The organism is Citrobacter sp. Cf125, assembly GCF_030333935.1.
GTDB classification, from domain to species: domain Bacteria; phylum Pseudomonadota; class Gammaproteobacteria; order Enterobacterales; family Enterobacteriaceae; genus Citrobacter; species Citrobacter freundii.
The window spans coordinates 867,406-888,592 of sequence record NZ_JAOWEY010000025.1 but is presented as its reverse complement, the minus strand read 5'-3'; the positions used below and the strand labels follow the sequence as shown (position 1 = coordinate 888,592).

Here is a 21,187-nt window from a genome sequence, read left to right as displayed (position 1 = left end):
TGGCCGGGTAAGCGCAGCGCCACCCGGCTTTCAGGAGCACCGATGTTCACATTTATCCGCACACTTTTCGCCGCTCTGCTGCTGGTCACCAGCCACGCTTTTGCCGCCACGGTTCAGGATGAACATGGCACCTTTACGCTTGATAAAACGCCACAGCGGATAGTGGTACTGGAGCTGTCGTTCGCGGACGCGCTGGCTGCCGTCGATGTTAGTCCGGTCGGCATTGCCGACGATAACGATGCCACGCGCATTCTTCCCGAAGTTCGCGCCCATCTTAAACCCTGGCAGTCTGTCGGCACGCGTGCGCAGCCGAGTTTAGAAGCCATCAGCGCGCTGAAACCGGATCTGATCATTGCCGACAGCAGCCGTCATGCGGGTATCTACAGCGCCTTGCAGCAAATTGCACCGGTGCTGCTGCTGAAATCTCGCAATGAAACCTACGCTGAAAATCTTCAGTCTGCGGCCATCATCGGCGAGATTGTGGGCAAAAAGGCACAGATGCAGTCACGTCTGGCGCAACACCAACAACAGATGTCAGCGTGGGCCAGCCAGTTGCCAAAAGGCACGCTGGTGTTATTTGGTACGTCCCGGGAGCAGCAGTTTAACCTTCACACGCAGGAGACCTGGACCGGAAGCGTATTGACCGCTCTGGGGCTGACGGTGCCGGCGGCAATATCCGGTGCGTCTATGCCGTCTATCGGCCTGGAGCAGTTGCTGGCGATCAATCCTGCATGGCTGCTGGTCGCACATTATCGCGAAGAGAGCATCGTGAAACGCTGGCAGCAGGACCCGCTGTGGCAGATGTTAACGGCTGCGCAAAAACAGCAGACGGCGTCGGTCGACAGTAACGCCTGGGCGCGGATGCGCGGTATTTTTGCGGCCGAACGTATTGCCAGCGACACGGTAAAAATCTTCCATCACCAGCCTTTATCCGATGTGAAATGACAGTTCTCAGACATCCGGCGTTGCAATGGGGGCTACCCCTTGCCGCGCTTATCGCAGTTTTCTGGCTGAGTCTGTTTTGCTACTCGGCCATTCCTGTTTCTGGCGTTGACGCCATTCGCGCCCTGCTGCCGGGCCACGCGCCGACGCTTCCACAAACGCTGGTGCAAAACCTACGTCTGCCGCGAAGCCTGGTCGCCATTCTGATCGGCGCAAGCCTGGCTCTCGCGGGAACGCTGCTGCAGACTTTGACGCATAATTCAATGGCATCTCCTTCGCTGCTCGGTATTAACAGCGGCGCGGCGCTGGCGATGGCACTGACCAGCGCGCTCAGCCCCGTGCCCGTCGCGGGTTACTCCATCGCCTTTATCGCCGCCTGTGGCGGCGGCGTAAGCTGGCTGCTGGTGATGACCGCAGGCGGCGGGTTTCGCCATACCCAGGACAGAAACAAACTGATCCTCGCTGGTATCGCGTTCTCGGCGTTTTGCATGGCCCTGACCCGCATCACCCTGCTGCTGACGGAAGATCACGCTTACGGCATTTTATACTGGCTCGCGGGAGGCGTATCCCACGCACGCTGGCAGGAGTTCTGGCAGCTTTTCCCGGTGGTGGCAGTTGCTATACCGGTGGTGTTGCTGCTGGCCAATCAACTGAATCTGCTTAACGTCAGCGACAGCACCGCCCGTACGCTGGGGGTGAATCTGCCGAAGCTGCGTTTGATCATCAACATTCTGGTGCTGCTTCTGGTCGGTACCTGCGTCAGCGTGGCCGGCCCGGTGGCGTTTATCGGTCTGTTGATGCCGCATCTGGCTCGCTTCTGGGTAGGATTCGACCAGCGCAAGGTCCTGCCGATGAGCATACTGATGGGCGCCACGCTGATGCTAGTGGCGGATGTTCTGGCCCGCGCGCTGGCCTTCCCTGGCGAATTACCCGTGGGGGCCGTGGTGGCTCTGATTGGTGCGCCCTGCTTTGTCTGGCTGGTCAGGAGGCGTGGTTGAAAATTGTGTTAGTCATTTTTATCGCCCTCGCACTGGCAGGATTTTCGCTGCTGTCTCTGCAAATGGGGGTGATCGCCGTTCCCTGGCGCGCCCTGCTGACCGACTGGCAAACCGGGCGTGAGTATCATTACGTGTTAACGGCGTACCGCCTGCCGCGGCTACTGCTGGCGCTGCTTGTCGGTGCAGCCCTCGCGGTGGCAGGCGTTCTGGTACAAGGGATCGTTCGTAACCCTCTGGCGTCGCCGGATATTCTCGGCGTAAACCATGCCGCCAGCCTTGCCTCTGTGGGCGCACTGCTTCTCGTACCGTCACTGCCGGTGATTGCTCTGCCGCTGCTGGCCTTTGCCGGTGGCATGGTGGGCCTGATACTGCTGAGAATGCTGGCGAACACCAGCCAGCCGATGAAGCTGGCACTCACGGGTATCGCGCTGTCTGCCTGCTGGGCCAGCCTGACGGACTGGCTGATGCTTTCGCGCCCGCAGGATGTGAACGGCGCCCTGCTGTGGCTGACCGGCAGCTTATGGGGCCGTGACTGGAGCTTTGTGAAGATTGCCGTCCCGCTGCTAATGTTGTTTCTGCCGCTGAGCCTGGGTTTTTGCCGCGATCTCGACCTTCTGGCACTGGGCGATGCCCGCGCCACCACGCTCGGTGTGTCGGTGCCGCGTATCCGGCTCCTGGCTTTGCTACTGGCCGTCGCCATGACATCTACCGGCGTGGCCGTCTGCGGCCCAATTAGTTTTATTGGTCTTGTGGTGCCGCATATGGTGCGCAGTATTACCGGTGGGCGTCACCGCTGGCTGCTGCCCATATCGGCCATGACAGGTGCGTTGCTGCTGGTGGTTGCCGACCTGCTGGCGCGAATTACTCATCCCCCGCTGGAGCTTCCGGCTGGCGTACTGACCGCCATTATCGGTGCACCGTGGTTTGTCTGGCTGCTTGTGAGAATGCGATAAATGACATTACGAACTGAAAATCTGACGGTCTGTTACGGTACAAACAAGATCCTTGATGGCGTTTCACTCGCCCTACCAGCGGGGAAGACAACCGCCCTGCTCGGCCCTAACGGCTGCGGGAAATCGACGTTGCTAAACTGTTTTTCACGGCTGTTAGCGCCGCAATCCGGTGGCGTATTTCTCGGCGATAATGCCATCAACACGCTCTCATCACGCCAGCTAGCCCGCAGGCTGGCGCTGCTGCCCCAGCACCATTTAACGCCAGAGGGGATCACCGTCCAGGAGCTTGTTTCGTACGGTCGCAACCCGTGGTTGTCACTCTGGAGGCGCCTCTCCGTTGAAGACAATGCGCGGGTCCAAGATGCTATGCACCAGACCCGGATCCAACATCTTGCCGACCGACGATTAACCGATCTTTCCGGCGGTCAGCGCCAGCGCGCCTTTCTGGCGATGGTCCTGGCCCAGAATACACCCGTCATACTACTCGATGAGCCAACCACCTATCTCGATATCAATCACCAGGTGGAACTGATGCGGTTGATGGGCGAACTCCGGGCTCAGGGGAAAACGGTGGTCGCAGTGCTGCACGACCTTAATCAGGCCAGCCGGTACTGCGATCATCTGGTGGTAATGGCGAACGGACATATTATGGCGCAAGGCACACCAGAAGCGGTGATGAACCCTGGATTGCTGAGAACCGTATTCAACGTGGATACGGAAATACACCCCGAACCAGTATCTGGTAGGCCGATGTGTGTAGTTAGGTAAATGACACAAGCTGTAATGTTACCATGGTCTCAACAGGTCGCCTGTCATATCACTTGTGCTGTGATGACTTCACTCTGCCCAGGTAACATTTCAACTGTTCTGAGCTGAATAATATTGCAGCGTTCTGTCATCAATCATCATGCGTTTAGGACCAGTCAAAACCATGTTAATCATCGGTTCATAAACTGCAGACAGGCGGTGTTCAGGGATTACTCTCGGCACCATAGCAACCCGTGAAATGCAGGTTTCGGTACGCTGATTATCCGTGGCTAATGCAAGTTCTCGTAACTTCGGTAATTTTTGCATTTAACGAGTGATAACACGTCGCTGTATGCACAGCAAGAGAGGCAGGATAAAGGAAAAAGCGAAGAGGATGGAGAAACGGGGAGACGCGTTAATTCATGTTTCCGCTTAATATTAACGGGCGCCGGGATGCTTCATACCAACGTCCGCTGAGTGCCACAAGCGGAAGTTAACTACGGATAAAATTCAGCGCCTCACACCCAGAGCCGCTGCATAACGGCAATAAGCTACACTTGTTCATTATTTCCAAAACCGGAAAGCCTTCTGCTGCTTCAACGGTGTGTGTTTGACATCGCGCTGTTGGGGCATTTTGATCAACAACGAGCATGGCCCGCTAACGATGAAATTGATACTTGTTCGACACGCAGAAACAGAGTGGAATTTGGACGGAATTATTCAGGGGCACAGCGATAGCTCCTTGACCTGTCGGGGTTTGCGTGAAACATCCGTCCTACTAGCAGCGTTTAGTGCAAGTGAATATCAAATAGAGCGTGTTTACGCTTCTCCGCTTGGACGTGCCTGGCAAATGGGGCAAAGCCTGGCTGAACACTTTCGCTGTTCACTGACGGCTGAACCGGCCCTTAAAGAGCAGGCCTTTGGTCAGTTTGAAGGTATGCCGTTAGAACTACTCAGACAAAAACATCCGAACGATTCAAATGCATTATTCAGGCTTGATGCAGAGTATTGTCCACCTGGGGGGGAGTCACTGGCGCATGCTTCTCAGCGAGTTATGCGTTTTTTACAAAACCTGGAAGATACTTCATCACATCAACAAACAATATGTATTGTGTCTCACGGGCATGTCAGTCAGGGCACTCTGGCAATTCTTAAAGAAGGGACTGTCAATAGTTTCCCTCGCTATGCTCACCCCAATGCAAGTTATTCTGTTATCGACCTGATTAATGGAAAATGTATCGGCCTAAAGTGGGGGATTGCTACACATTTACGTCACCTGAATTAGTGGTCACCTTGCAATCATTGAACACCCATCCTGCCAGAGCCATCATTATTATTTAAGCACAATGTCAGCTCCTCGCTCAAAGTTGCCCCTCAGCTCCACACCAGGTGCTGAGTAAACGCATCCGTGTAAGTGCACAATTTTCATGTGCCACTAAAGCAGTGTGTTCCCATCGACATTCAGTCAGCTTTATACGCCTGCCACTCGCGCCAGACATTCTCAGGATCAATATCGCGGTAGCCACGCTCTCTGATTATATCCTCGGCTGCTTCGGCCGGCAGGCGGATGGCTGTAGCACCATCGCGAATGGACTCAACCTCATCGCGGGTCAATTCCCGTCCTATGTCCTGTTCTTTATCAATCAGGACTACGATCAACGCAGGGATAAAAACAATCTTCATACTGACAAGCCTCTGAAATATTCGCATCCCACTGTATCACCTACAGTTTTGATATCATTCAGTAATCGTCAATTTATTACCAGGACGGGAATCATTCATGACATTACAAATCCGTGACGCCACATCGGCCGACGCGATGTTGCTTAATGCGCTGGGCTACCGCATCTACCGCGCACATTTTGAACAAAAGGCACTGGAGCTTCGCTTATATGTCCACGGAGATAACGGGCGTGCGATTCGTGCTTATGAGCGAAGTGGTTTCACTGAATCTCCGTATACCATTATGAAAGTGGGTTTATAGCTTCCCCAAATACAGTACTCCTAATGCTCCGCCTGAAATCAGAACACTCCTGACAGGCCACGATTCCACCTGATTCAGATTTTTCATTCATCTTATTTTTCATGTTGCCCTCAGATGAGGGAGATAATCGTTTTCACTTCCCGTCTGTCGCGGTAATCTCATAACGGTCGTTAATATTGCGACTGCAATGTGTGTAACCCAACTCAAATACTAATAACTAAAAAACAGTACAGACAGGATTACTATGGATTCCACCCTCACCTCCACGGGTCCCCAACAGGACGCCTCTTCGCTTAACCGCGCCCGACGCGCTGCGCTTGGCAGCTTCGCGGGTGCCGTGGTCGACTGGTATGATTTTCTGCTTTATGGCATTACTGCCGCACTGGTCTTTAACCGCGAGTTCTTCCCGCAAGTCAGCCCAGCGATGGGGACACTTGCCGCATTTGCTACCTTTGGCGTCGGATTTTTGTTCCGTCCGTTAGGCGGGGTGATCTTCGGCCACTTCGGCGATCGTCTGGGCCGTAAACGTATGCTGATGCTCACCGTCTGGATGATGGGTATTGCCACTGCGCTGATCGGGATTATTCCCTCTTTTGACACCATTGGCTGGTGGGCTCCCGTTCTGCTGGTGACGCTGCGTGCTATTCAGGGATTCGCCGTTGGCGGTGAATGGGGCGGCGCAGCGTTGCTCTCGGTCGAAAGCGCGCCGAAAAATAAAAAAGCCTTCTACAGCAGCGGCGTTCAGGTTGGTTACGGCGTCGGACTGTTACTTTCTACCGGTCTGGTCTCGCTGATTAGCTCGCAAACCACCGATGAGCAGTTCCTGAGTTGGGGCTGGCGTATTCCATTCCTGTTCAGCATCGTGCTGGTATTGGGCGCGTTGTGGATGCGTAACCGAATGGATGAATCGGCCGAATTCGAACAGCAGCAGCAGGCACCGCAACCAGAGAAAAAGAGACTACCGGTAGTCGAGGCATTAATCCGTCATCCAGGGGCGTTTTTGAAAATTATCGCTCTGCGCCTGTGTGAACTGCTGACGATGTATATCGTCACCGCGTTTGCCCTTAATTACTCCACGCAGAATCTGGGCTTACCTCGCGAACTGTTTCTGAATATCGGGTTGTTAGTTGGTGGACTGAGCTGTCTGACCATCCCCTGCTTTGCCTGGCTCGCCGACCGCTTTGGTCGCCGGCGCGTTTACATTACTGGCGCACTGGTCGGGACGCTTAGCGCATTCCCGTTCTTTATGGCGTTAGAAGCGCAATCCATTTTCTGGATCGTGTTCTTCGCGATTATGTTGGCCAACATTGCACACGATATGGTGGTCTGCGTACAGCAGCCTATGTTTACCGGTTTGTTTGGCGCAAGCTATCGCTACAGCGGCGCAGGCGTTGGTTATCAGGTAGCAAGCGTAGTTGGCGGCGGTTTTACCCCCTTCATTGCTGCTGCACTGGTAACATTCTCCGGCGGAGACTGGCACAGTGTAGCCATTTATCTGATGGCGGGTTGTCTTATTTCCGCGACTACAGCATTGCTGATGCGGGATAAGCAGCACGGTTAAGCCCGGGTGCGGAGGCCGTCCGGTCTTCGCACAATCTTCCTCAACGTCTGACTTTTGTTTCACATTCCTGTGACATACTATCGGGAGAGCAGTACATCTGTGGAACAAGGAGACAGACATGAACAATAAGGGCTCCAGCCTGACCCCAACTCAGGCACTGGATAAACTGGACGCGCTGTACGAGCAGTCGGTTAAAGCACTGCGTAGCGCCATTGGTAAGTATATTGAAACAGGGACGCTCCCTGATGTAATCGCCCGCCATAACGGTCTTTTTGTTTACCCATCACTGTGTGTCACCTGGGATGGTATCGCCACCAATCCCCCGAAAACCCGAGCCTATGGTCGTTTTACCCATGCGGGCAGCTATACCACTACGATTACCCGTCCGTCGCTTTTTCGTCCGTATCTTGAAGAACAGCTCACGCTGCTGTATCAGGATTATGATGCGCATATCTCCGTCGAGCCGTCGCAGCATGAAATCCCCTATCCCTATGTGATTGACGGTTCAGAACTGACGCTGGATCGCTCGATGAGCGCCGGATTAACGCGCCATTTCCCCACCACTGAATTGTCGCAGATTGGTGACGAAACGGCAGACGGGATTTTTCATCCGGCGGAATTTTCTCCGCTGTCTCACTTCGATGCCCGACGCGTGGATTTTTCGCTGGCGCGACTACGTCATTACACGGGAACGCCGGTTGAACATTTTCAACCTTTTGTACTGTTCACCAACTACACCCGCTACGTCGATGAGTTTGTGCGTTGGGGTTGCAGCCAGATCCTCGACCCGGACAGCCCATATATCGCGCTTTCTTGTGCGGGCGGGATCTGGATCACCGCCGAAACCGAAGCGCCAGAAGAAGCCATCTCCGATCTCGCCTGGAAGAAACACCAGATGCCTGCCTGGCATTTAATCACGGCTGACGGTCAGGGGATCACGTTGGTCAATATCGGCGTTGGCCCGTCTAACGCCAAAACCATTTGCGATCATCTGGCCGTACTGCGTCCTGACGTCTGGCTGATGATTGGTCACTGCGGTGGTCTGCGTGAAAGTCAGGCGATTGGCGACTATGTTCTGGCCCATGCTTATCTGCGTGACGACCACGTGTTGGATGCCGTACTACCGCCGGATATTCCGATTCCGAGCATTGCGGAAGTACAACGCGCCCTGTATGACGCCACCAAAGAAGTCAGCGGTATGCCCGGTGAAGAAGTTAAACAGCGCTTGCGTACCGGTACTGTCGTCACCACCGACGATCGTAACTGGGAGCTACGCTATTCCGCTTCTGCGCTGCGTTTCAACCTCAGTCGCGCGGTGGCTATCGATATGGAAAGCGCCACCATCGCCGCTCAGGGATACCGTTTCCGCGTTCCGTACGGCACGCTGCTGTGCGTTTCCGACAAGCCGCTGCACGGTGAGATCAAACTACCTGGTCAGGCCAACCGTTTTTATGAAGGTGCTATTTCTGAGCATCTGCAAATAGGTATCCGGGCTATCGATCGTCTGCGTGCTGAAGGCGACCGACTGCACTCCCGTAAATTACGTACATTCAACGAACCGCCGTTCCGTTAAGACCTGAAGGTTAACTATGCACAACTCAACTCCTCTTTCCGCCCTGCGCAACCTGCTGATAGCGCAGGGGCTGGATGGCATGATTGTTCCGCGCGCCGACGCTCATCAAAGCGAAGATTGTACGCCGCATGACAATAAACTGGCCTGGCTGACCGGATTTAGCGGTTCTGCCGGCCTCGCGTTGGTCCTTCGGGATCGCGCGTTAATGTTTGTCGATGGACGCTATCAGGTCCAGGTACGCAATGAAGTCTCGCTGGATGATTTTGAAATTCATCATTTACACGATGAACCGCTGGCCGACTATTTGCAGTCTCACGTTGCAGCGGGTACACGTATCGGCTTTGAACCACTGCTGATGGTCAACAGCCAGTTTGAAGCCTTGTCGGCAACTCATTGCGAGCTGGTACCTCTTGAGCAAGATCCTTTTGACCAGGTGTGGCTTGACCGACCGGCAGCCCCCTGCGGCATCATTCGTGAAATGCCCATTGAAATCAGCGGGGAAAGCAGCACGCAAAAGCGTGCCCGCGTCGTGGAACAACTCGCTCAACATGAGGCTGACGTACTGGCAATTACCCTGCCGGATAACATTGCCTGGCTGTTGAATGTACGCGGTTCAGATCTGGCTATGGTGCCAGTACCGTTTTCGTTTGCCCTGCTCCATCGCAGCGGTGAGCTGGAATGGTTTGTGGATAGCAACAAAACGCAGCAACTCCCCGTATCACTGCTAAACACGCTCACGCTGGCCCCGCAAGAGAGTTTCCTGGTACGTTGCCAGCAACTGGCCAGTGGGAAACGCTTTCTGGTCGATAAAGACTACGCCCCGGTTGCGTTGCGTTTTGCCATTGAAGAACACGGTGGCAACGTCTTATGGGCCCCTGATCCCATCACCTTGATGAAAGCCCACAAAAATGACGTTGAACTGGCGGGCTATCGGGAATGCCATGAACAAGATGGCGCAGCCTGGGTAAACTTCCTTGCCTGGCTGGCCCATGAAGTCCCTTTGCGCGAAGCGGCTGGCAATCCGGTCACCGAACTGGAAGCCCAGGCGAAGCAACTGGAATTTCGCCAGCAGCAGCCGGGATTTATTGAGCAAAGCTTCAGCACGATATCGGCCTCTGCCAGCAATGCGGCGATGTGTCATTACCACTCCAGTGAAAAAACCAATACGCCAATTACCTCGCAGGCCATGTATCTGAATGATTCCGGCGGCCAGTACCACAATGGTACGACGGATACGACGCGTACCTTCGCGTTTGGTCCACAGGATCCGCAACGTCGTCTGCATTACACCGCCGTGCTGAAAGGCTTTTTGTCGCTTATATCATTGCAATTTCCCAGCGGCACTCAGGGCCATCAACTGGATGCCTTTAGCCGTCGGGCACTGTGGGAGCTGGGACTGGATTTTGATCATGGAACAGGACACGGCGTAGGCCACCAGTTGCTTATCCATGAACAACCCCATCGCATTGCCAAGAAAGTAAACCCCTGGCCACTGGTCGCAGGCAATATCATCACCATCGAACCGGGTTATTATCTGGCCGGACAATATGGGATCCGCATTGAAAACCAGGTGGAGATTATCAACAGTCGTCCAGGCTTCTGCCGTTTCTCAACGCTGACGCTGGTACCGATTGATTTGAATCTGGTTGAACTTCATCTGCTGAGTGAAGCTGAAAAGCAGTGGATTGATGATTACCACCAGCAGGTCAGAGAGACGTTATCCCCGCGCGTGAACGCAGAGGCACGTCCCTGGCTGTTCGCTGCCACCGCACCAATTCGCGTTCAGGCTAATTAATGCAATAAAAAAGGCAGCCCGCAGGCTGCCTTAGTTCTCCCCAACTTCTTACTGCTTAGCTGTTACGGATGTACTCATCCATTTCAGTTTTCAGGTTATCGGACTTAGTCCCGAAGATAGCCTGAACACCGGAACCAGCTACCACAACGCCTGCCGCACCCAGTTTCTTCAGGCCAGCCTGATCCACTTTAGCAACGTCAGCCACGCTGACACGCAGACGAGTGATGCACGCATCGAGGTTAGTGATGTTTTCTTTACCGCCGAATGCAGCAACCAGAGCCGGAGCCATTTCACCGGTCGCACCTGCTTTGCTGTCTTCAGTAGCATCTTCACGACCCGGAGTTTTCAGGTCCAGCGCTTTAATCAGCACACGGAAGATGGTGTAGTAAACGATCGCATAACCGATACCAACAATCGGGAACAGCCACAGCTTGCTGCTGTTACCGGACAGAACGATAAAGTCGATCAGACCGTGGGAGAACGACGTACCGTCACGCATACCCAGCAGGATACAGATCGGGAATGCCAGACCAGCCAGAATCGCGTGGATGATGTACAGGATCGGCGCCACGAACATGAAGGAGAACTCGATCGGCTCGGTAATACCGGTCAGGAACGAGGTCAGCGCAGCGGAGATCATGATACCGCCCACTTTCGCGCGGTTTTCTGGTTTAGCAGAGTGCCAGATAGCGATAGCAGCAGCCGGCAGACCGTACATTTTGAACAGGAAGCCACCGGACAGTTTGCCCGCAGTCGGGTCACCCGCCATATAGCGAGGGATGTCGCCGTGGAACACCTGACCTGCAGCGTTGGTGTATTCACCGATCTGCATCTGGAATGGAACGTTCCAGATATGGTGCAGACCAAACGGCACCAGGCAGCGTTCAATGAAGCCATAGATACCGAACGCCACGACCGGGTTCTGGTATGCAGCCCACTGGGAGAACGTCTGAATAGCAGTACCGATTGGTGGCCAAATGAAGGACAGAACCACACCTGTGAAGATAGCAGCCAGACCAGAAATGATAGGAACGAAGCGCTTACCCGCAAAGAAGCCAAGATACTCAGGCAATTTAATACGGTAGAAGCGGTTGAACATATACGCTGCAATCGCACCGGAGATAATCCCCCCGAGAACACCCGTATCAGCAAGGTGTTTAGCTGCGATCTCTTCAGCAGGTAAATGCAGAACCAGCGGCGCAACAACAGCCATGGTCTTAACCATGATGCCGTAAGCAACAACGGATGCCAGTGCAGATACACCGTCATTATTAGTGAAGCCTAACGCAACACCGATAGCAAAAATCAGCGGCATGTTCGCAAAAACAGAACCGCCTGCTTCTGCCATTACGTGCGATACAACGGCTGGCAGCCAGCTGAAGTTAGCGGAACCGACGCCCAGCAGGATACCTGCAATTGGGAGTACGGATACCGGTAGCATCAGCGATTTACCGACCTTTTGCAGGTTAGCAAATGCATTCTTAAACATAATTAGGAGTGCTCCTGAGTATTTGTGCTTTTCTACGTTCTCACGCATTAGCGAGGGGGGAGAACCTCGCCGTGTACAGGGCATCTAAGTACCCTTTATTTATTACACAGAGTAAAATAATTCAGTTTGTTTTTGTTTGACGGCTATCACAGTTCAGTCGTGAATGGCCGCAAAATCCGCACATTCCGATAAAATGCGTTTCTGAATGTGTCAAGCTGGTTATTCACCGCCCATTTTGTGGCGGTGAACTTTACTCGCATTAGTGATTAATTACGAGCTTTAAAAAAAGTCAGTTAACGAACAGATTGCAGGCGAGAAGCGTCGATGTGAAACAGGCGGGCAAAGTTATCAGTGGTTGCCTGCGCCAGTTCTTCAACGGCAACACCTTTCACTACGGCCATGTACTCTGCAACGTCACGAGTCATGGCGGGCTGGTTCTCTTTTCCACGATGCGGTACAGGCGCAAGGTAGGGAGAATCCGTCTCGACCAATAACCGGTCCAGAGGAACATAGCGGGCGGCATCACGGAGCTGCTCTGCATTTCGGAACGTGACGATGCCGGAAAACGAGATATAGAATCCAAGGTCCAGTAATTTGCCCGCCGTTTCTCTGTCCTCTGTAAAACAGTGTAGTACGCCGCCACAATCCGTCACTTTTTCTTCGCGCAGAATAGACAGCGTGTCGGCTCGCGCATCGCGGGTATGCACGATAACTGGCTTCTGTAACTCACGGCCAATCTGAATATGGTGGATAAAAGATTCCTGCTGGCGCACCTTTGTTTCCGGCGTGTAAAAATAGTCCAGCCCGGTTTCTCCCATCGCCACAACCCCCTCTTCGGCGGCAAAACGACGCAGCTCCTCAACATCATAGGTTTCATCCTGATTTAACGGATGCACGCCGCAGGAAAAAACCACATTGTCACGCTCACCAACCAGTTCACGCATACTGCGGTATCCTGGCAAGGTGGTTGCAACGGCAAGACAGAATTTCACATCGCGTGCGGCCGCTTTCGCCAGCACGTCGTCCACGTCCTTATGCAGAGATTGATAATCCAGGCCATCAAGATGGCAGTGTGAGTCGACTAAAAACATAATGTCTCTCTCAAAGATGGGGAACAGGCAGTACGGTGCCTGGTTGCAGGTAATGCTCAATACGAAGAATAAGATCGGTTAATACCAGCTCGCGGTTTACGCCCGTCACGTTCAGCAACTGCTGACGGCAATGACAAACGTCACCGAGTATCGCCTGTATCTGGGCAACGGATAACCGTTCTGCGATGGAAGATATCAGGTCCAGGGCATCGGGATTGGTTAAATGGGCAATCCCATACGGACGTTTCAACGCATCCGTAAACAACGTTGCCAGCCAGTGTAAACGGGCGGCAGCCTGATCATGGTTTAACGCCGCGAGCAAGATATACCAATCACCGGCGTTTAATGTATTCACCAGTGCCGCACAAAAATCTGTACGGTGTGCCCAGCTTTCAGCCTGTAACAGCGTGAGTGCCGCGCCTGGCGAACCGGCACTTAGACGTAACGCGCTAAGCAGCGCTTCTGACGACGCAGTCACTTCACGAGCAAGCCAGGAGATAGCATACGACTCCGGAGGTGGCGCAAGATGATGTAACCGACAACGGCTGCGTAATGTCGCCAGCAAACGAGCTGGCTCTGTGCTGGCGAGGAAAAACCAGGTCTGTGCCGGGGGTTCTTCCAGCGTTTTCAACAGGGCATTGGCGGCAGCATCGGTTAACTGGGCGGCATCAGGGATCCATACGACCTTCGCACCGCCGAGACGCGAATGCTCGTACAGCTTTTCACTGACTTCGCGTACAGCATCAACCCCCAGCGTGCTTTTGCCTTTTTCTGGCAGCAGCGAATAGTAGTCAGGGTGTGTCCCCGCCTGCATCAGCTGACAGCCACGGCACTGTCCGCAGCTTTTATGTCCTTCCGGCTGCTGGCACATTAAATAGCGGCTGAGGGCGTAAATAAGCGCGTCGTCGCCCATTCCGGGTAACGCCTGAATCAGTAACGCATGGTGACCACGACCCGCCTGGTAGCTGGCCACCAGTTTTTCAAAATCCGGTCGTAACCATGGGTACCATTTCATGCGCCCTGCTCCTTCACCCATTGGGTGATGGTATTGCGAATATCAGCCATCACAGCCTCCAGCGGCTGCGTAGCGTCTATAGTGCGAATGCTGGCGTCTTTGGCAGCCAGCTCAAGATAGCGCGCGCGTGTACGATTAAAGAAATCGAAAGATTCCTGCTCAATACGATCCAGCTCGCCGCGTGCGCGTGCACGCTTCAACCCGACTTCTGGCGTCACATCCAGATAGATAGTCAGGTCCGGGCGAAAATCGCCGAGTACTGCATCGCGCAGGGTTGCCAGCATGTTTTGATCGATACCACGTCCACCGCCCTGATACGCCTGAGTAGACAGATCGTGACGATCGCCAATTACCCACGCGCCTTTCGCCAGCGCAGGTTTAATAACGGTTTCGACCAGCTGTACGCGTGCAGCGTAAAACATCAGAACTTCGGCTTTGTCAGTGATAACCTCGTCACCCACCGACTTAATGTCCAGCACCAGGCTTCTTAGTTTCTCAGCCAGTTGCGTGCCGCCAGGTTCGCGGGTGAAAACCATGTCACGAATACCGAGTTGCTCAAGTGTCTCTACCACTACGTTACGCGCGGTGGTTTTTCCGGCGCCTTCCAGGCCCTCGATGACGATATAGTTACTGCCCATTTTTTTCCTTAAGCACTTTCAGGTAATCCTGCACGGACCGGTTGTGGCTGGCAAGATTGGTGTTAAACGTGTGGCCACCTTTACCGTCAGCCACAAAATAAAGATACGGCGTTTTTGCCGGATGTGCCGCGGCCTGCAACGATGCCTCTCCCGGCATGGCAATCGGGCCAGGTGGCAGTCCTGTAATGGTATAGGTGTTATAAGCGGTCGGGGTGTCTAAATCCACGCGCGACAATTTGCCATTATACCGTGACCCCATACCGTAAATCACCGTCGGATCGGTTTGTAAACGCATACCGATACGTAAACGGTTAATAAACACCGAAGCCACCTGGTCACGCTCGCTGGCAACCGCAGTCTCTTTTTCAATAATAGAAGCCATGGTTACCAGCTGATTTTTGTCCTGATAAGGCAGGCCGTCAGCGCGCCCTTCCCAGACAGTATCCACCGCTTTAACCATTTTCTGATGCGCGCGTTTTAGCAACGCTACGTCAGTCGTATTGGCGGTATACATCCAGGTATCTGGCCAGAACCAACCTTCCACCCATTGCGGGTTTTCCAGTTTCAGCGCCTGGGCCACGGTCTCATAGCTATCGTCGCTTAACGTATGTTTGATATACGGGGCATCGCGCAGCTGTTTCAGGTAATCGCTTAGGCGCATCCCTTCAACCAGACGTAACGGGAACTGCGCCTCTTTTCCGCTTTCCAGCAGTTGCAGCATATCCCGAACCGTCATGTCGGGTGTAAAACGGTAGGTTCCGGCCTTAAAATGCGACAGTTCGGGTTCCACACGCAGCAGCCATTGGAACACGCGCGGACGGTTAATAACCTTGTCCGCATACAGCTGTTCGCCAAGGGCCAGGCGGCCCGTCCCCGCTTTCAGCGTAAAAATCGTCTCTTCTTTAATCAATAATTTACTGTCCGCCAGATGGCGAACTTTCCACATTCCCACTCCCGCGGCAATGCCCAGCACAACCAGCAATAACAGGACAACGAGTAACAGTTTTTTCATGACTAATTCGGGTGCTCACAAAGTGGGGCTAAAAAATCGAATAACAAACGTGAAGACAGCAATGTGTCGCCACAGGCACGCACGGGAATAATGGGCATTAACGCGTTACAGACGACGATTTCATCAGCCTGCATAACCTCCTCCAACCCGGCATACACTTCGACAATACTGAATGGCGATTGTGCCAGCATCCGGATACAGAATTGTCGCATAATGCCGTTTACTCCGGCCTGATCCAGGCGGGGCGTGTAAACCACATCACCTTTACGCCAGAACAAATTAGCCGCACAGCATTCCGTAACCCATCCCTCGCTGTCAAGAACCAGTGCTTCATCTGCGTCCGTCTGTTCAAGATGAGAGCGAATCAACACCTGCTCCAGTCGATTCAGATGTTTAAGCCCGGCAAGCAGTGGATTACGTCCCAGACGTACTGGGCTTAGCGCCAGCATAATGCCATCTTGCCGCCAACGATCGTAATGAACGGGCCAGGCTGAAACGGAGAGGATGCGTGTGGCGCTGTGACAACTTTTGCCACTGTAGCCCCGGCCTCCACTGCCACGGCTGATAATCACTTTCAACACCCCGCGTACGTGCCCTTTCGCCAGCATTTTCATTTCATTTTGCAGCTCGGACCAATTTTCAAAAGAGATCAGCAGTTTTTGGCAAGCGTCTTGTAAACGCTCAAGATGCGCTGCAAAGAGAGGGATTTCGCCGTCGATAATACAGGCAGTGGTAAAACAGCCATCACCAAATTGGGTCGCTCGATCGCTTGCTGCCAGCATATTCTGCTCGCAGCCATTAATTAAGAACATGGTGGCTCCTTATTTCTGGTCCGCTAGTTTGGCAGGATGAGTAACACAGGACAAGGGCGGAAAACCGAATAAAAAAAGGCCCGACAAGCGGACCTTTTCAATTTGCTATCGATGCTAGCGCATCTCCTAACGGGCTTAAATCTTTTTAAAGATCAAAGAGCCGTTGGTACCACCGAAGCCAAAGGAGTTACACAGTGCATACTCCAGACCACTAACCTGACGCGCTTCGTGAGGTACGAAGTCCAGATCACAACCCTCATCCGGGTTATCCAGGTTGATGGTTGGCGGAATAGCCTGATCGCGCAGCGCCAGGATAGAGAAAATAGACTCTACCGCGCCCGCCGCACCCAACAGGTGTCCGGTCATAGATTTGGTGGAGCTTACCATTACACGGCTTGCCGCATCACCAAAGACAGATTTCACTGCCTGGGTTTCTGCTTTATCGCCTGCAGGCGTAGACGTACCATGCGCGTTGACATAGCCAATCTGACCCGCTTCGATAGCCGCATCACGCAGCGCGTTGACCATTGCCAGCGCAGCGCCTGCACCGTTTTCCGGTGGTGACGTCATGTGGTAAGCATCACTGCTCATACCGAAGCCAACGACTTCAGCATAGATTTTTGCACCGCGCGCTTTCGCATGTTCGTACTCTTCCAGTACAACCATGCCTGCGCCGTCGCCCAGCACAAAGCCATCACGTTCTTTGTCCCACGGACGGCTTGCCGCTTGCGGGTTATCATTACGCGTAGACAGCGCACGTGCCGCGCCAAAACCACCCACGCCCAGCGGCGTACTGGCTTTTTCTGCACCACCCGCAACCATCGCGTCCGCATCGCCGTATGCAATGATACGTGCAGCATGACCGATGTTATGCACGCCTGAAGTACAGGCGGTCGCGATGGAGATGCTTGGCCCTTGCAGGCCGTACATGATGGTCAGGTGACCTGCCACCATGTTAACAATCGTCGACGGAACGAAGAACGGGCTGATCTTACGCGGTCCACCATTTACCAGAGAGGTATGGTTTTCTTCGATAAGACCGAGACCGCCAATACCAGAGCCGATAGCGGCGCCAATACGGTGGGCGTTCTCTTCCGTTATTTCGAGGCCAGAATCCTGCATGGCCTGAACGCCAGCGACAATTCCATATTGAATGAAAGCATCCATCTTGCGCTGTTCTTTGCGCGAGATAATGTCTTCACAGTTAAAATCCTTTACTAAGCCAGCAAATTTCGTTGCATAGGCGCTAGTATCGAAATGGTCGATCAGGCTGATGCCACTCTGACCGGCAAGGAGAGCTTTCCAGGTAGACTCTACGGTATTGCCGACAGGAGACAACATGCCCAGTCCGGTCACAACTACACGACGCTTAGACACGGTTGTCCTCCAGGGAGGGAAAATAATTCAAGTGGGATAAAAAGATAAAACTCAGGCGGTCGAATGACCGCCTGGAGATGTTCACTTACGCCTGGTGGCCGTTGATGTAATCAATGGCAGCCTGAACGGTAGTGATTTTCTCAGCTTCTTCGTCCGGAATCTCAGTATCAAACTCTTCTTCCAGAGCCATTACCAGCTCAACGGTGTCAAGAGAATCTGCGCCCAGGTCTTCAACGAAGGAAGCATTGTTGGTTACTTCTTCCTGCTTAACGCCCAGCTGTTCGCCGATAATTTTCTTAACGCGTTCTTCGATAGTGCTCATACTCTTAAATTTCCTATCAAAACTCGCTTTCGCGATGGTTTTCGTAGTGTATAAAATGTTGAAAAATTTGCAACTAAATCCCGGCAGGTCTTACCACGATTTTGCGCTATTTTGAGGCCATTCACCCTAATAACGCAAATATTTTTCAATCGTGGTTAAACCATGTACATCCCGCCGTTGACGTGCAAAGTCTCACCTGTGATGTAACTTGCTTCGTCAGAAGCTAAAAATGCAACCGCACTGGCGATTTCCTGAGCGCCGCCAAGGCGACCCGCAGGAACCTGCGCCAGAATACCCGCACGCTGATCATCAGACAGCGCACGCGTCATGTCCGTTTCAATAAAGCCCGGAGCAACAACGTTTACAGTAATGCCACGAGACGCAACTTCGCGCGCCAGTGATTTACTGAAGCCGATCAGACCCGCTTTCGCCGCAGCGTAGTTAGCCTGACCCGCATTTCCCATGGTACCAACCACAGAACCGATAGTGATAATACGCCCATGACGCTTTTTCATCATAGCTCGCATTACCGCTTTTGACAGACGGAAAACAGATGACAGGTTGGTTTCGATGATATCGTTCCATTCGTCATCTTTCATGCGCATTAACAGGTTATCACGAGTAATCCCGGCATTATTGACCAGGATATCGACTTCACCAAATTCTGCGCGAATATTTTCCAGAACAGATTCGATAGATGCAGGATCGGTCACATTCAACATCAGACCTTTACCATTTGCACCTAAATAATCGCTAATGGCCTGCGCGCCGCTTTCGCTGGTAGCAGTACCGATAACTTTCGCGCCACGGGCAACGAGTGTCTCAGCAATTGCGCGGCCAATGCCACGGCTTGCACCGGTAACCAGCGCGATTTTTCCTTCAAAACTCATGGTCTTCCTCTTTTATTGCTCTAGCGCCGCAGACAGTGTCGCCGGCTCATTCAGTGCCGAAGCAGTCAGGGTGTCAACAATACGTTTCGTCAAACCGGTCAGAACTTTACCCGGACCGACTTCATACAGGTGCTCTACGCCCTGGGATGCCATAAATTCAACAGTTTTAGTCCACTGAACCGGGCTATACAGCTGACGAACCAACGCATCGCGAATAGCGTCTGCCGTGGTTTCACACTTCACATCGACATTGTTCACGACCGGAACCGTCGGTGCGTTAAAGGTGATTTTCTGCAGCTCAACGGCCAGTTTCTCAGCAGCAGGCTTCATCAGAGCACAGTGAGACGGCACGCTAACTGGCAGTGGCAGAGCACGTTTCGCACCCGCAGCTTTACAGGCAGCGCCCGCACGTTCAACCGCTTCTTTATGACCCGCGATAACCACCTGGCCTGGCGAGTTGAAGTTAACCGGAGAAACAACCTGGCCTTCTGCTGACTCTTCACATGCTTTAGCGATAGACGCATCATCAAGACCGATAATCGCAGACATACCGCCAGTGCCTTCTGGCACAGCTTCCTGCATGAACTTACCGCGCAGTTCTACCAGACGTACGGCATCAGCAAATGCGATCACGCCTGCGCAGACCAGCGCAGAATATTCGCCCAGGCTGTGACCCGCCATCAGCGCAGGTGTTTTACCACCCTGCTGCTGCCATACGCGATAAAGTGCGACAGATGCGGTCAACAGCGCTGGCTGCGTCTGCCAGGTTTTATTCAGTTCTTCGGCCGGACCCTGCTGAGTCAACGCCCACAGATCATAGCCCAGTGCAGCTGATGCTTCAGCAAAAGTTTCTTCAACAATTGGGTAGCTTGCTGCCATTTCAGACAACATCCCAACGGTCTGGGAACCCTGCCCCGGAAACACAAATGCAAATTGCGTCATGTTTAAATCCTTATACTAGAAACGAACCAGCGCGGAGCCCCAGGTGAATCCCCCCCCGAAGGCTTCAAGCAATATCAACTGCCCAGCTTTAATACGCCCGTCGCGGACAGCTTCGTCCAGCGCGCACGGTACGGAGGCAGCAGAGGTATTACCATGTCTGTCGAGCGTCACGACAACATTATCCATCGACATACCCAGCTTTTTAGCTGTCGCGCTGATAATGCGCAGGTTAGCCTGATGCGGTACCAGCCAGTCCAGCGCAGAACGGTCGAGATTATTGGCTTCCAGCGTTTCATCAACGATGTGCGCAAGCTCGGTCACCGCGACTTTAAATACTTCGTTACCCGCCATCGTCAGATGAATCGGGTTTTCTGGGTTCACGCGATCGGCGTTAGGCAGCGTCAACAGTTCGCCATAGCGACCGTCAGCGTGCAGATGCGTGGAGAGAATGCCTGGCTCTTCTGATGCGCTCAGTACAACCGCGCCCGCCCCATCACCGAAAATGATGATCGTTCCGCGATCGGTTGGATCACAGGTGCGCGCCAGAACATCAGAGCCAACGACCAGAGCATGCTTAACTGCGCCAGATTTAACATACTGGTCGGCAACGCTCAGGGCGTAAGTGAAACCAGCGCAAGCTGCTGCAACGTCAAACGCCGGACAGCCTTTGATCCCCAGCATACTTTGGATCTGGCACGCCGCGCTTGGAAATGCGTGAGTGGATGATGTGGTAGCAACCACAATCAGACCAATTTGTTCTTTGTCGATGCCCGCCATTTCAATCGCACGGTTTGCGGCGGCAAAGCCCATCGTCGCAACTGTTTCATTTGGCGCTGCAATATGGCGTTCACGGATACCTGTACGAGTGACGATCCACTCATCAGATGTCTCAACCATTTTTTCCAAATCGGCGTTAGTACGCACTTGTTCAGGCAGATAGCTGCCAGTACCAATAATCTTCGTATACATGTACGCTCAGTCACTTTTTGGTTATATACCGCCACGAGCAAATCGCTGATACGTTGGCTACATTCACAAACGCACCG

The 21,187-nt window shown here is 53.4% G+C and carries 22 protein-coding genes; 9 read left to right on the top strand and 13 right to left on the bottom strand.

Features of this window, described 5'->3' with window-relative positions:
* The first annotated feature begins 42 nt into the window (after positions 1–42).
* The 4 genes from OGV89_RS20900 to fecE are packed head-to-tail and all read left to right on the top strand — an operon-like array spanning position 43 to position 3,661.
* Positions 43–945: a Fe(3+) dicitrate ABC transporter substrate-binding protein FecB gene (locus tag OGV89_RS20900; RefSeq protein ID WP_199998397.1), complete on the top strand. Its 903-nt coding sequence runs from the start codon at positions 43–45 to the stop codon at positions 943–945.
* The gene (fecC, locus tag OGV89_RS20895; protein WP_199998398.1) at positions 942–1,940 is read left to right on the top strand and encodes an iron-dicitrate ABC transporter permease FecC; all 999 of its coding nucleotides are present in this window, start codon (positions 942–944) and stop codon (positions 1,938–1,940) included. The genes OGV89_RS20900 and fecC overlap by 4 nt, the downstream gene beginning before the upstream one ends.
* Positions 1,937–2,893, top strand: coding sequence for a Fe(3+) dicitrate ABC transporter permease subunit FecD (gene fecD, locus OGV89_RS20890; protein WP_199998399.1), 957 nt, complete (start codon positions 1,937–1,939; stop codon positions 2,891–2,893). Before fecC ends, fecD begins: the two co-directional genes overlap by 4 nt.
* Positions 2,894–3,661, top strand: coding sequence for a Fe(3+) dicitrate ABC transporter ATP-binding protein FecE (gene fecE / locus OGV89_RS20885; protein ID WP_200002936.1), 768 nt, complete (start codon positions 2,894–2,896; stop codon positions 3,659–3,661).
* Positions 3,662–3,751: 90 nt separating this feature from the next.
* On the opposite strand, the gene OGV89_RS23040 is transcribed toward fecE, so the two are convergent.
* Complete coding sequence (locus tag OGV89_RS23040; protein ID WP_231877184.1) at positions 3,752–3,886, bottom strand: AraC family transcriptional regulator N-terminal domain-containing protein; 135 nt, start codon at positions 3,884–3,886, stop codon at positions 3,752–3,754.
* A gap of 418 nt (positions 3,887–4,304) precedes the next feature.
* On the opposite strand from OGV89_RS23040, the gene OGV89_RS20875 reads away from it, so the two are divergent.
* Positions 4,305–4,925: a histidine phosphatase family protein gene (locus OGV89_RS20875; protein WP_048241212.1), complete on the top strand. Its 621-nt coding sequence runs from the start codon at positions 4,305–4,307 to the stop codon at positions 4,923–4,925.
* 176 nt (positions 4,926–5,101) lie between these two features.
* Here the strand turns inward: OGV89_RS20875 and OGV89_RS20870 are convergent, their stop codons facing one another.
* Positions 5,102–5,323, bottom strand: coding sequence for a hypothetical protein (locus tag OGV89_RS20870; protein WP_003036289.1), 222 nt, complete (start codon positions 5,321–5,323; stop codon positions 5,102–5,104).
* Positions 5,324–5,420: 97 nt separating this feature from the next.
* On the opposite strand from OGV89_RS20870, the gene OGV89_RS20865 reads away from it, so the two are divergent.
* The 4 genes from OGV89_RS20865 (at position 5,421) to OGV89_RS20850 (ending at position 10,553) form a co-directional block, all read left to right on the top strand.
* Positions 5,421–5,624, top strand: a complete 204-nt coding sequence (locus OGV89_RS20865; RefSeq protein ID WP_200002937.1) for an N-acetyltransferase — start codon at positions 5,421–5,423, stop codon at positions 5,622–5,624.
* 244 nt (positions 5,625–5,868) lie between these two features.
* Positions 5,869–7,185 carry a shikimate transporter gene (gene shiA / locus OGV89_RS20860; protein WP_003036285.1) on the top strand — a complete coding sequence of 439 codons (1,317 nt, stop codon included), beginning with the start codon at positions 5,869–5,871 and terminating at the stop codon, positions 7,183–7,185.
* 118 nt (positions 7,186–7,303) lie between these two features.
* A complete protein-coding gene (locus OGV89_RS20855; RefSeq protein WP_003836722.1) occupies positions 7,304–8,758 on the top strand; it encodes an AMP nucleosidase in 1,455 nt (484 codons plus the stop codon).
* A 16-nt stretch (positions 8,759–8,774) separates the two neighbouring features.
* Positions 8,775–10,553, top strand: a complete 1,779-nt coding sequence (locus tag OGV89_RS20850; RefSeq protein ID WP_049002787.1) for an aminopeptidase P family protein — start codon at positions 8,775–8,777, stop codon at positions 10,551–10,553.
* Between the two features lie 55 nt (positions 10,554–10,608).
* Here OGV89_RS20850 and ptsG read toward each other — a convergent pair whose 3' ends face one another.
* From ptsG to fabH, 11 genes are all read right to left on the bottom strand, one after another.
* Positions 10,609–12,042, bottom strand: a complete 1,434-nt coding sequence (gene ptsG, locus OGV89_RS20845; RefSeq protein ID WP_003836725.1) for a PTS glucose transporter subunit IIBC — start codon at positions 12,040–12,042, stop codon at positions 10,609–10,611.
* A 293-nt stretch (positions 12,043–12,335) separates the two neighbouring features.
* Positions 12,336–13,133: a metal-dependent hydrolase gene (locus OGV89_RS20840; protein ID WP_003036276.1), complete on the bottom strand. Its 798-nt coding sequence runs from the start codon at positions 13,131–13,133 to the stop codon at positions 12,336–12,338.
* Positions 13,134–13,143: 10 nt separating this feature from the next.
* A complete protein-coding gene (gene holB, locus OGV89_RS20835; protein WP_032948994.1) occupies positions 13,144–14,148 on the bottom strand; it encodes a DNA polymerase III subunit delta' in 1,005 nt (334 codons plus the stop codon).
* Positions 14,145–14,786, bottom strand: coding sequence for a dTMP kinase (gene tmk / locus OGV89_RS20830; protein ID WP_003036268.1), 642 nt, complete (start codon positions 14,784–14,786; stop codon positions 14,145–14,147). Before tmk ends, holB begins: the two co-directional genes overlap by 4 nt.
* A complete protein-coding gene (yceG, locus tag OGV89_RS20825) occupies positions 14,776–15,798 on the bottom strand; it encodes a cell division protein YceG (protein WP_003036266.1) in 1,023 nt (340 codons plus the stop codon). Before yceG ends, tmk begins: the two co-directional genes overlap by 11 nt.
* 2 nt (positions 15,799–15,800) lie before the next feature.
* Positions 15,801–16,610, bottom strand: coding sequence for an aminodeoxychorismate lyase (pabC, locus tag OGV89_RS20820; RefSeq protein WP_044711594.1), 810 nt, complete (start codon positions 16,608–16,610; stop codon positions 15,801–15,803).
* A 135-nt stretch (positions 16,611–16,745) separates the two neighbouring features.
* Complete coding sequence (gene fabF / locus OGV89_RS20815) at positions 16,746–17,987, bottom strand: beta-ketoacyl-ACP synthase II (RefSeq protein WP_003036260.1); 1,242 nt, start codon at positions 17,985–17,987, stop codon at positions 16,746–16,748.
* An 85-nt stretch (positions 17,988–18,072) separates the two neighbouring features.
* On the bottom strand, positions 18,073–18,309 hold the full coding sequence (gene acpP / locus OGV89_RS20810; protein ID WP_000103754.1) for an acyl carrier protein: 237 nt from the start codon (positions 18,307–18,309) through the stop codon (positions 18,073–18,075).
* A 155-nt stretch (positions 18,310–18,464) separates the two neighbouring features.
* Entirely contained in the window at positions 18,465–19,199 is a 735-nt protein-coding gene (fabG, locus tag OGV89_RS20805; RefSeq protein ID WP_003036255.1) for a 3-oxoacyl-ACP reductase FabG, read from the bottom strand.
* 12 nt (positions 19,200–19,211) lie between these two features.
* On the bottom strand, positions 19,212–20,141 hold the full coding sequence (fabD, locus tag OGV89_RS20800; protein WP_200002938.1) for an ACP S-malonyltransferase: 930 nt from the start codon (positions 20,139–20,141) through the stop codon (positions 19,212–19,214).
* Between the two features lie 15 nt (positions 20,142–20,156).
* Positions 20,157–21,110 carry a beta-ketoacyl-ACP synthase III gene (fabH, locus tag OGV89_RS20795; RefSeq protein ID WP_003832181.1) on the bottom strand — a complete coding sequence of 318 codons (954 nt, stop codon included), beginning with the start codon at positions 21,108–21,110 and terminating at the stop codon, positions 20,157–20,159.
* Between the last annotated feature and the right edge of the window lie 77 nt (positions 21,111–21,187).